General features: G+C 71.9%; 9 protein-coding genes. 1 reads left to right on the forward strand and 8 read right to left on the reverse strand.

The annotated features are described in order from the left end of the window. Positions 1 to 67: 67 nt before the first annotated feature. Positions 68 to 2,437: a DUF6779 domain-containing protein gene (locus tag ACWEVN_RS42630; protein ID WP_452055076.1), complete on the reverse strand. Its 2,370-nt coding sequence runs from the start codon at positions 2,435 to 2,437 to the stop codon at positions 68 to 70. A 69-nt stretch (positions 2,438 to 2,506) separates the two neighbouring features. Further along, on the reverse strand, positions 2,507 to 2,968 hold the full coding sequence (locus ACWEVN_RS42635; protein ID WP_452055077.1) for a DUF3180 domain-containing protein: 462 nt from the start codon (positions 2,966 to 2,968) through the stop codon (positions 2,507 to 2,509). Positions 2,969 to 3,029: 61 nt separating this feature from the next. On the opposite strand from ACWEVN_RS42635, the gene ACWEVN_RS42640 reads away from it, so the two are divergent. Then, on the forward strand, positions 3,030 to 3,965 hold the full coding sequence (locus tag ACWEVN_RS42640; RefSeq protein ID WP_452055078.1) for a helix-turn-helix domain-containing protein: 936 nt from the start codon (positions 3,030 to 3,032) through the stop codon (positions 3,963 to 3,965). 381 nt (positions 3,966 to 4,346) lie between these two features. Here the strand turns inward: ACWEVN_RS42640 and folK are convergent, their stop codons facing one another. The 6 genes from folK to ACWEVN_RS42670 form a co-directional block, all read right to left on the reverse strand. Then, the gene (gene folK / locus ACWEVN_RS42645) at positions 4,347 to 4,838 is read right to left on the reverse strand and encodes a 2-amino-4-hydroxy-6-hydroxymethyldihydropteridine diphosphokinase (RefSeq protein WP_452055079.1); all 492 of its coding nucleotides are present in this window, start codon (positions 4,836 to 4,838) and stop codon (positions 4,347 to 4,349) included. Next, entirely contained in the window at positions 4,835 to 5,194 is a 360-nt protein-coding gene (folB, locus tag ACWEVN_RS42650; protein ID WP_449684730.1) for a dihydroneopterin aldolase, read from the reverse strand. Before folB ends, folK begins: the two co-directional genes overlap by 4 nt. After that, entirely contained in the window at positions 5,187 to 5,984 is a 798-nt protein-coding gene (gene folP / locus ACWEVN_RS42655) for a dihydropteroate synthase (RefSeq protein WP_452055080.1), read from the reverse strand. The genes folB and folP overlap by 8 nt, the downstream gene beginning before the upstream one ends. Before the next feature lie 35 nt (positions 5,985 to 6,019). Further along, complete coding sequence (gene folE / locus ACWEVN_RS42660) at positions 6,020 to 6,625, reverse strand: GTP cyclohydrolase I FolE (protein ID WP_310969069.1); 606 nt, start codon at positions 6,623 to 6,625, stop codon at positions 6,020 to 6,022. Next, positions 6,603 to 8,999, reverse strand: a complete 2,397-nt coding sequence (gene ftsH, locus ACWEVN_RS42665) for an ATP-dependent zinc metalloprotease FtsH (RefSeq protein WP_449684729.1) — start codon at positions 8,997 to 8,999, stop codon at positions 6,603 to 6,605. The genes folE and ftsH overlap by 23 nt, the downstream gene beginning before the upstream one ends. A gap of 202 nt (positions 9,000 to 9,201) precedes the next feature. Continuing rightward, complete coding sequence (locus ACWEVN_RS42670) at positions 9,202 to 10,014, reverse strand: ESX secretion-associated protein EspG (protein ID WP_449684728.1); 813 nt, start codon at positions 10,012 to 10,014, stop codon at positions 9,202 to 9,204. Positions 10,015 to 10,203: the final 189 nt, after the last annotated feature.

A 10,203-nucleotide genomic window follows, 5' to 3' on the forward strand; every position in this document is an offset into this window, starting at 1 on the left:
ACATTGGGTGCGCTGGACGCAACCAACGCCACATTGGGGCGCTTGGGACCTGGGTGGCCAGTGGTGCTCAGTCCTCCGCGCGACGGCGGCGGCGGGGCGTCGACCCGGTGCCGCCGTTGGCCGCGAGCAGCTCGCTCACCGAGCGACCCGCCGCGTGCGAACCGCTGCCCGGGGCGGGCTCGGCCCGGCGGCCGTTGCGGGCTCCGTTGTGGCCGTTGCCGTTCTGCGGCTCGACGTCCGCCGGGTCCACCGGGGCCATTCCGCGGCGAGACATCGAGGCCCGCTCCGCGACCATGCCCTCCCAGGCCGGGGGTTCGCCGTCCGGACGGCGGCGACGGCCTCCACCCGGGGGCTCCGGCGCCGCGGCGGGCACGGCCGGCAGCTGCTGCGAGTCCTCCGGCTTGCGGCGGCGGCCGCCCGAGCGGCCCTGGAAGTTGCGGACCGACTCCGGCAACGTCGGGTTCGCCATCGGTGCCTCGGCCTTGGCCGCCGCGGCTTCTCCCGCCGGCGCGCGGTGCGAACCGCCGTGACGCGACGGCGGCTCCTCCAGGATCGGCGACATGTCGGCCCGCGAGAACTGCTCCAGCCGCGACGGACGGCGGCTGTCGGCGGCCGGGACCGGCGTGGTCGGCGGCACCACCGGCGGCAGGTCGGTGCGCGACGGCTGCCGCGGCGCCGGCTTGTTGCTCGGCACCGGCGTCGTCGGCGGGACGACCGGCGGGAGGTCCGTGCGCGACGCGGCGGCGTCCCGCGGCATCGGCGGCTTCGGCTCGGGCGGCTTCGGCCGGTTCGGGCGCTGGCGCTCGGCGAAGTCGTCGCGGTTCTGGAAGGCCGCGCTCAGGTCCTTGACCGGCCGGATGTCCGACCGCGACAGCTCCGACGGCTTCGGCGGCGGCACGCTGGCCGCCGGACGTCCCGGCACCGGCCGCGGCGGCTCGGGCGCCTTCCGCGGATCCGGACGGGCGCCGTTCGGCTGGCCGCCGACACGCGGGAGGTCCGGACGCGACATCTCGACGCGCGGGATGTCGGGGCGCGACATCTCCACCCGCGGGATATCGGGCCGCGACATCTCCGCCCGCGGGATGTCCGCGCGCGACATGTCGACCCGGGGGATGTCCGGACGGGACATCTCCACTCGAGGGATGTCGGGGCGCGACATCTCCACCCGGGGAATGTCCGGGCGCGACATCTCGACCCGCGGAATGTCCGTACGCGACGCTTCGGCCCGCGGGGCGTTCGGCCGCGGCGCCTCGGGCCGCGGCATCGGCGCCTCGACGCGCGGGAGGTCCGGGCGCGACATCTCGACGCGCGGGATGTCGGGCCGCGACACCTCGACGGGCCGGATGTCCGACCGCGACAGCTCGGCCCGGCGCGCGGGCGGCGGCTCGGGACGGCGGATTTCCGTCTTCGGCTCCGGCGGCTGCGAGCGGCGGATCTCGGTCTTCGGCTCCGGCGCCTGCGGACGCCGGATTTCGGTCTTCGGGTCAGCCGGGGGCCGCGGGACGTCCCGGCGCGTCGGCTCGACCGCGGCTTCCGGACGGCGCTCGGGCTGCTTCGCGACTTCGTCCTGCTTCGGCAGCCGCATCGGCTGGGACTCGGCCTGCCGGCGCGCCGCCTCGGCCCGCAGCTCGGCGGCCTTCAGCTCGCGCTGCGCGGCGTTCAGCGCCGGGTCGACCGGCGGCACCGGCGGACGGCGCTCGCTCAGCGGCTTCGGCCGGGCCATCTGCTGGGTGCTCTGCACGGAGACGTTCGCCGGCGCCTTCGGGACCACCGGCTTGCCGCCGAAGCCCTTGCCCTTGCCGAGGCCCTTGCCGTTCGCGGGCTTGCCGTTCGAGGCCTTGCGACGGCGTTCGTCGAGGACGCGGTCGATCAGCTCGGTCGGCCGCTCGCCGCCCTCGACCACCGGCTTCTTCCCGGCCATCAGCTGAGCGGGCTTCTTCTTCGGCGCGGCGTCGGGGATCAGGCGGTTCTCGTCGGACAGCTTGCGCATCCGGGTCGCCTGCGCGGTCAGCGCGACGCGTTCGAGCAGCACCTCGCCGCCGAACAGCGACTGGAGGCTGTCGCGCAGCGCGGACACCTCCGCGCGCAGCGCCTCCAGCTCCTCGCGGCCCTTGGAGTCGGCGGCGGTGCGGTTCTCCGCCTCCATCTCCAGCTCGTACTCGCGCCGGGCCGCGATCTCGCGTTCCAGCTCCAGTTCGTACACAGCCTGCGCCTCGGCGACCGCGTCCTCGCTCTGTGCCGCGCTCTTGCGGTACTTCACGGCGAGGAAAGCGCCGATCAGGGCGGCCCAGAGGGCCGCGACGATCCCGAGCCGGAGGTAGCGGAGATCGTCGCTGAGCACCAGTGCGAGGGTGGCTCCGATGGCGAGGACAAAGCCGACGACGAGCCACGGCCTGCCCAAGAGGCGGCCGCGCGAGTCGTCACCCACGCCGGTCATGACTGACACCGTACCTGCTCGTAATCCGAACGAGACCTACTCGGTCCAGCGAGCGGTGGGATTCCAGCGCTAACCGGTCGTCCCGCGGGTGCGCTCACGATCGTGGTCCTGCGGGGTCCGGCAGCAGTGTTCGAGCCACAAAGCCGCTGCTACCAGGGCCGCAGAGGACACCACGCCGACCGCCGCGGCCCGCGTGTCGAGGACCGCGGCGACGAGTTCGTCACGTCTGGGAAAAAGATAGGCGAGCGCCGCCAGCCAGGCGCCCGCCATGAACGCGCCGGCGAGTGACGAAGCCTTGGCGAGGGCCACCGATCGGGCTACCCCGATCGCGCCGACGACCCGGCCGTTCTTGATGCGCGACCGGATCGAGAAGGCCAGTACGACCTCGATCACGGCGAGCACGGCGAAGGTGACGCCGGCGAGGAGCGGCAGCTGCGGCAGCGAGCCGTAGGCCGTCTGGAAGAGCAGGTAGCCGAGGCCCAGACCGAGCAGCCCGGCGACCACCAGGTCGCGGGGCCGGGTGAAGTGCATGCCTCAACCGTACCGTGGAAGAGTTGACTCTCCACCGACTGGAGAGTTCATCATGCGTTTCGTGGGCACCACCGCAACCTTCACCATCGGCGAGCTGTCCCGGCGGACGGGCCTGCCGGTCAAGACGATCCGCTTCTACTCGGACGAAGGCCTCCTGCCGCCGACCGACCGGACGGACGCCGGCTACCGCCTCTACGACGCGGCCGCGATGGCCCGCCTGGAGCTGGTCCGCACGCTGCGGGAGCTGGGTCTCGGCCTCGCCGACGTCTCCGCAGCGCTGACGCAGTCGACGACGGTCGGCGAGCTGGCGGTCCGGCACGTGGAGGCGCTCGACGAGCAGATCCGGCGGCTGCGGCTGCGCCGGGCGGTGCTGCGCGCGGTGGCCAAGCGCAATTCCGAACTGGAGGAAGTGAACCTGATGAACCGACTAGCGTCGATGTCCGACGAGGAGCGCAAGCGGCTGGTCGACGAGTTCTGGGACGAAATGGTCGCCGGGCTCGACATCGACCAGGAGTTCTACCGCCGGATGCGCTCGGGCAAGCCGGAGCTGCCCGACGACCCGACCCCGGAGCAGCTCGAGGCCTGGATCGAGTTCGCCGAACTGGTCCAAGACCGGGAGTTCCGGGCGCTGATCCGCCAGATGAGCGAAACCCAGGCCAAGCAGATCGAGGACGGCGAGTTCGAGCAGCCGTCGGAAGGCTGGCAGCAGTACTGGCAGGATTGGTCGGCTCGCGCGGAAGCGGCCGTGGCGGCGGGCGAATCCCCCACGTCGGAGACGGGGCAAACGCTTGCGGCCGACCTGGCGGCGGCGTCCGCCCGGGAGAACCAGGACCCGACCGCACCGGAGTTCCGGGCCGAGCTGGCGGACCGGTTCGCGATGAGCGGGGATCCCCGGGCCGAGCGCTACTGGCAACTGCTGGCCACGATCAACGGCTGGCCCCCGATCCCGACGGCCCAGCCGGCGGTCCGTTTCATGATCGAAGCTCTGCGCGGCTGAGCGCACGGGAACGACAGCTCGGCGACGGACCGGCGGTGACCGGTAACGGCCACCACCGGTTCACCGATGAGTAACCTTTCCGACCACCGAAAGCCCGGGTCGGCTTGGTTTGGCGCGGGCTCCGGCCCGGCACGGGCTCCGGGCTTCGGCTCGGGCGCCGACGGCCGGAACGGCACACGGACACCCAAACCGGCACCCAGCCCAGACCTCCCCCGCCACCCCGATCCGAAGCCCAAACACGGCCGGTGGTGCCGGGTCAAGGCACGCTTTCCCGCCTTGACGCGGTACCACCGGCCGTAGTGACAATCACGGCTTCGGGGTGGCGGGCCGCGCACCGGACGACCAAACCCAAAAAGTCCTAGAAGTCGTCCACAGGGAAAGTCAGCGCAGTTCGAGATCCGTCCGACGGACCGTGGCCACCTCGTCCGCCGGCCGAGCGGCGAGCAACGCTGCGATCGGGCCGTGGCCCGGCAGGACTGCGTCCGGCTCGATCTCCACCCATGGCACCAGCACGCTCGCGCGGTCCGGGGTTCCCGGGTGCGGCAACAGCAGCTCCGGGTCCTCGGACGTCACGCCGTCCACCGTGACCACGTCGACGTCCAGGGTTCGGGGGCCCCAGCGCAGCTCGCGGACGCGGCCCGCCGCCTGCTCGGCCTGCTGGCCCGCTCGGAGCCAGGCCCAGTGGTCGCGGGCCGGGTCGTCGACCACGCAGACCGCGTTGAGGAAGTCCGGCTGGTCCTCGACTCCCCACGCCTTCGTCTCGTACACGCTCGACACCGCGACCAGCGCCGGGCGGACGGCGTCGAGCGCCAGGGTCAGGAAGCCCAGGCGGTCGCCCAGGTTGGAGCCGAGGGACAGGACCGCGCGGCTCACCGGTCGCGCCGGACCGTTACGGCCACGTCGTCGAACGTCAGGGGGATCGGGGCCGATGGCTTGTGGACCGTCACCTCGACCGCGCCCAGGCGCTCGTCGCGCAGCACCTCGTCGGCGATCTTGCCCGCGACGCTCTCGATCAGGTCGTACGGCTCGCCCGCGACGATGCCCGCCGCCAGCTCGGCCAGCTCGCCGTAGTGGAGGGTCTTCGTCAGGTCGTCCGACGCCGCGGCCGGCCCGAGGTCCAGCCACACCGTGATGTCGACGACGAACTCCTGGCCGTCCCGCTTCTCGTGCTCGAACACGCCGTGGCGCCCGAACACGCGCAAGCCGGTCAGCGTGATCCGGTCAGCCATCCGTCCTCCAAGCGGCGGCCACCGCGACCGCGTCCAGCGAAGCCCCGACCTCGTGCACCCGCACGCCCCACGCACCGGCCGCCGCGGCGAGCGCGGAGATCGCCGCGGTGGCATCCTCCCGGCCGTCCGGCGGACGCGGTGTTCCGTCCTTTTCGGACAGCAGGCGGCCGAGGAACCTCTTGCGCGAGGCGCCCACGAGCACCGGGAAACCAAGCGACAGCAACGAATCCAGCCCACGCAGCAACGCCCAGTCGTGCTCGGCGTTCTTCGCGAAACCCAACCCAGGATCCAGCACGATCGCACTCTCGGCCACGCCGGCCGCGAGCGCCGCGTCCACTCTGGACAGCAACTCGGCGCGCACGTCGGCCACGACGTCGTCGTACTCGGCGAGCGCCTGCATGTCCTTGCTGTGCCCGCGCCAGTGCATCAGCACCCACGGCACCCCGGCGTCAGCCGCGACGCGCGCCATGTCCGGATCCGCCAGCCCGCCCGAGACGTCGTTGACGACGTGCGCGCCGGCTTCGAGCGCCGCGGCGGCCACGGCGGCCCGCGTGGTGTCGACCGACAACGCCACCCCTTCCGCGGCGAGCGTCTTGATCACCGGCAGGACGCGCTGCAGCTCGGTGGCGGCGTCCACCCGGGACGCTCCCGGCCGCGTCGACTCGCCCCCGACGTCGATCAGGTCGGCCCCGCGCGCCCACATCTCGCGGGCGTGCTCCAGCGCCTGGTCGAGCCCGAGGTAACGGCCACCGTCCGAAAAGGAATCAGGCGTCACGTTCAGCACGCCCATCACCACGCACCGGCCGGGCGTGGGAAGTCCCACGCTCACCGGCGCGCCTTGATGAGGTCCAGCGCCTCCGCCCGCGACGACGGTGACGTCTTCAGTTGCCCGCGCACGGCGGAGGTGGTGGTGCGGGCGCCAGGCTTCCGGATGCCGCGCATGGCCATGCAGAGGTGCTCGGCCTCGATGACGACGATCACGCCACGGGGCTCGAGCTTGCGGACGAGGGCGTCGGCGACCTGGGACGTCAGACGCTCCTGGACCTGGGGGCGCTTGGCGTAGAGGTCGACGAGCCGGGCCAGCTTGGACAGCCCGGTGACCTTCCCGGCGGCGTTCGGGATGTACCCGACGTGCGCGACGCCGTGGAAGGGCACCAGGTGGTGTTCGCACTGGCTGAACATCGGGATGTCCGTGACCAGCACCAGCTCTTCGTGGGACTCGTCGAACGTCTTGTCGAGGACCGAGTCCGGCTCGGTGTAGAGGCCCGCGAACATCTCGCGGTACGCGCGGGCGACCCGGGCGGGGGTGTCCTTCAGACCGTCCCGCTCCGGGTCTTCACCGCAGGCCAGCAAGAGCTCCCGGATCGCCTTCTCCGCCCGGTCGTGGTCGAAGACCGGGCGGTCGGCGTCACTGGGGCTTTTCGGGTCCATCCACGTCACGTCGCTCCCCCTCGCTCTGCTGGTTGCCGGCTTGGTCGGCGAACCAGCCGTGCTCACGAGGGCGTTCTTCACCACCGGGCCGCCACGACTGGCCCGGCTGGCCGCCCGGCGAGGTCGCCGGTGTCCAGCCCGGAGGGGCACCGTAGTTGGGCGGGCCGCTCTGGCCGGACGGCTGGCCGCCGCCGTAGGTCTGCGGCCAGTGCGCCGTGCCGCCTGCGCCACCGTTCGGGCTGCCGTAGGGACGGCCGCCGTTCGGGTAGGCGCCCGGCTGCGGCGGGGCGTACGGGTTGGCGTTCGGGTCGACCGGCGACGGCGACGGGTACGGCGGACCGCCCGGCAGCTCGCCCGCGCCCGGCGCGGTGCCGACCGGGGTCGGCTCCGGCTTCAGGACCGGCTTCTCCTTCTCCGGCGGCGGCCACGGCTCGCCGCGCTCCATCGCCAGCTCGCCCGGGGTCTTGATCGGCGGCTTGTCCGACGGCGTCCGCTCACCGAACTCGTTGAACACGGTGATGTGCGGGCGCTTCTCGACCGTCGCGAAGATCCGCTCCAGGTCCTTGCGGGTCAGCGTCTCCTTCTCCAGGAGCTCGATGACCAGCTCGTCGAGCACGTCGCGATAGGTGTTGAGCACGTGCCACGCCTCGGTGTGCGCCGTCTCGATGAGCTTGCGCACCTCCTCGTCGATCTCGTGCGCCACCTCGAGCGAGTAGTCCGCCTGGCGGCCGGCCGAGCGGCCGAGGAACGGGTCACCCTGCTCCTGGCCGTACTTGACCGCGCCGAGCCGGGCGCTCATGCCGTACTCCGTGACCATCGCGCGGGCGATCTTCGTCGCCTGCTCGATGTCGGACGACGCGCCGGTGGTGGGCTCGTGGAAGACGAGCTCCTCGGCCGTGCGGCCACCCATCGCGAAGACCAGCCGCCCGATCATCTCGGAGCGGGTCATCAGGTCCTTGTCGTCCTCGGGGACGAGCAGCGCGTGCCCGCCCGTGCGGCCGCGCGGCAGGATGGTCAGCTTGTAGACCGGCTCGATGTCCGGCATCGCCCACGCGGCGAGCGCGTGCCCGCCCTCGTGGTAGGCCGTGATCTTCTTCTCCTTCTCGGAGATGATCCGGCTCTTGCGCGCCGGGCCGCCGACGACGCGGTCGACCGACTCCTCCAGCGCCGCGTCGGTGATCACGTGCCCGTTCTGGCGGGCGGTGAGCAGCGCGGCCTCGTTGAGGACGTTCGCCAGGTCGGCGCCGGACATGCCGACCGTGCGCTTGGCCAGGCTGGTCAGGTCGGTGCCCTGGGCGATCGGCTTGCCCTTGGCGTGCACCTCGAGGATCGCCTTGCGGCCGCGCAGGTCGGGCGCGGACACCGGGATCTGCCGGTCGAACCGGCCCGGGCGCAGCAGCGCCGGGTCGAGGATGTCCGGCCGGTTGGTGGCCGCGATCAGGATGATGCCGCCGCGGGCGTCGAAGCCGTCCATCTCGACGAGCAGCTGGTTCAGGGTCTGCTCGCGCTCGTCGTGCCCGCCGCCGAGGCCGGCGCCGCGCTGGCGGCCGACCGCGTCGATCTCGTCGACGAAGATGATGCAGGGCGCGTTCTGCTTGGCCTGTTCGAACAGGTCACGGACACGCGAGGCACCGACACCGACGAACATCTCGACGAAGTCCGAGCCGGAGATCGTGTAGAACGGCACGCCCGCCTCGCCAGCGACGGCCCGCGCGAGCAGCGTCTTGCCGGTACCCGGCGGACCGTAGAGCAGAACGCCCTTCGGGATCTTCGCGCCGAGCGCCTGGTAGCGCGCCGGGTTCTGCAGGAAGTCCTTGATCTCGTACAGCTCTTCGACGGCCTCGTCGGCGCCCGCGACGTCCCCGAAGGTCGTCTTGGGCATGTCCTTGTTCAGCTGCTTGGCCTTGGACTTGCCGAAGTTGAGGACGCGGTTGCCGCCGCCCTGGGCGTTGTTCATCATCCACATCAGCAGGCCCAGCACGAGGGCGAGCGGGATGGCGAAGATGAGGATCTGCGTCAGCACGCCCTGCTGGGTCACCTTGGTGGTGAACTTGATCGGCTGGCCGCCCGCCTTCGCCGCGATCAACGAGTCGTAGATCGGGCGGGTGGCGTCCGCCGGGTACTGCGAAATGATCTGGGTGACCTGCTGGCCGTCGACGTCGATGGGCTTGGCCAGCAGCAGCTTGAGCTGCTGTTCCTTGTCCTCGAGGCTGGCTTCCTTGACGTTGTTCGAGGTGATCTGGGAGTTCGCCACCGAGATGGGTGCCTGGGTGTACCCACGATCACTGTCGAAGATCGTGTTGTACGCGAACAACGCCAGCAACCCCGCGACGATCCACAGCAGTGGGTTCCTGAGCACGCTCTTCCGGTTCATACGACTCGGCCCTGGTGGCCTCGACCCTCCCTGGTTGGGCGGCTCCTGTGATACCCGCCATCACGATCTTGACAACCACTGGTGCCTGGACACCTGCTCATCAGGGTACCGTCCGCTGCCGCGTTCATCCCCTGTGAGCCTCTCGCAGGTCAACGGGCGATACCGCGCCAGGGTTCCCGGACGGCACCCGCACCCGTTCACGCTATCGCGTGCCGTCGGACACACTGTTCACCATCTCGCCCAGCCGGGTGCGCAGCGTGGCCGGGTCCGCGGGCGCCACGGTGACCCACTCGCGACCGTCCGTACCTGCGCGGGAGAGGCTCAGGTACCGGCCGGTCGCGGTGTCGAACCAGGCCAGCACGCGGGACCGCTGCTTGGCTCCGACCTGCGAACGGCTGTTCGCTGCCAGCTGACCGCCGCGCTGCCGGGGCTGCCCGGCGAGGCGGCCGTAGGCCTCGCGCGGGTCGGCCGTGACGCGTTCGCTCAGCGGGGTCCGGCGCGCCTTGCCGCGCTCCTCACCCGACGACGGCAGCGACGCCGGCACCCGGATCGGCGCGGTGCGCAGGGCGTCGTCCAGCGGCAGTGTGACCGACGCCTCGCTGCCACGCGGCCCGGCGGGCAGGATCCCGACGACGGCGGAGACCAGGCCGTCCGGTGGGACGTCCCGCAGCCAGATCCCGTCCGCGTCCTGGACCGCGAGCACGCCCTTGGTCTCGTCGGCCGCCGCGAGGACGCCGACCGTCGGGGCTTCGAACTGCGGGATGTGCAGCGCGTCGATGGTCAGCGGGGCGAAGGCCAGCAGGTGCAGGGCGTCCTCGATCGGCGGGGCGAGCCGGCCGCGTGGTTCGCGGATGCCGCGCGCCTTCAGCTCGACGTCGATGCGGTGCCGCAGCGACACGCGCTCATCTTCGGTCGCGCCGTGCGACCGGATGATCAGCGGGTACGGCAGCTCGCCGACCTGCGCCGACTCCCACAGGAAGTCGAACGCCAGCGGCGAGAAGAACTCTTGCATCATCACTCTCCCGGATCGGACTCTTGCTCAGCGTAGCCCGCACCCCCGACAAAACCGGATCGTTCCGGGGCAGGCTGGGCACGTCCGGAGACCGATCCTCCCAGAGGGGGCCGCCGGAGCGGGCGAGCGCCGGTGCGGGCGGTCTTCCGCGGCTGGTCGTGAGTGGTAAGGCGGGTTCTAACCCGCCTTACC

The organism is Amycolatopsis sp. NPDC003861 (assembly GCF_053605405.1).

Coding starts and splice junctions, on each gene's coding strand:
- ACWEVN_RS42630 (WP_452055076.1), bottom strand. CDS start 2,437: ATGACCGGCGTGGGTGACGACTCGCGCGGCCGCCTCTTGGGCAGGCCG.
- ACWEVN_RS42635 (WP_452055077.1), bottom strand. CDS start 2,968: ATGCACTTCACCCGGCCCCGCGACCTGGTGGTCGCCGGGCTGCTCGGT.
- folB (WP_449684730.1), bottom strand. CDS start 5,194: ATGGCTGACCGGATCACGCTGACCGGCTTGCGCGTGTTCGGGCGCCAC.
- folP (WP_452055080.1), bottom strand. CDS start 5,984: ATGGGCGTGCTGAACGTGACGCCTGATTCCTTTTCGGACGGTGGCCGT.
- folE (WP_310969069.1), bottom strand. CDS start 6,625: ATGGACCCGAAAAGCCCCAGTGACGCCGACCGCCCGGTCTTCGACCAC.
- ftsH (WP_449684729.1), bottom strand. CDS start 8,999: ATGAACCGGAAGAGCGTGCTCAGGAACCCACTGCTGTGGATCGTCGCG.
- ACWEVN_RS42670 (WP_449684728.1), bottom strand. CDS start 10,014: ATGATGCAAGAGTTCTTCTCGCCGCTGGCGTTCGACTTCCTGTGGGAG.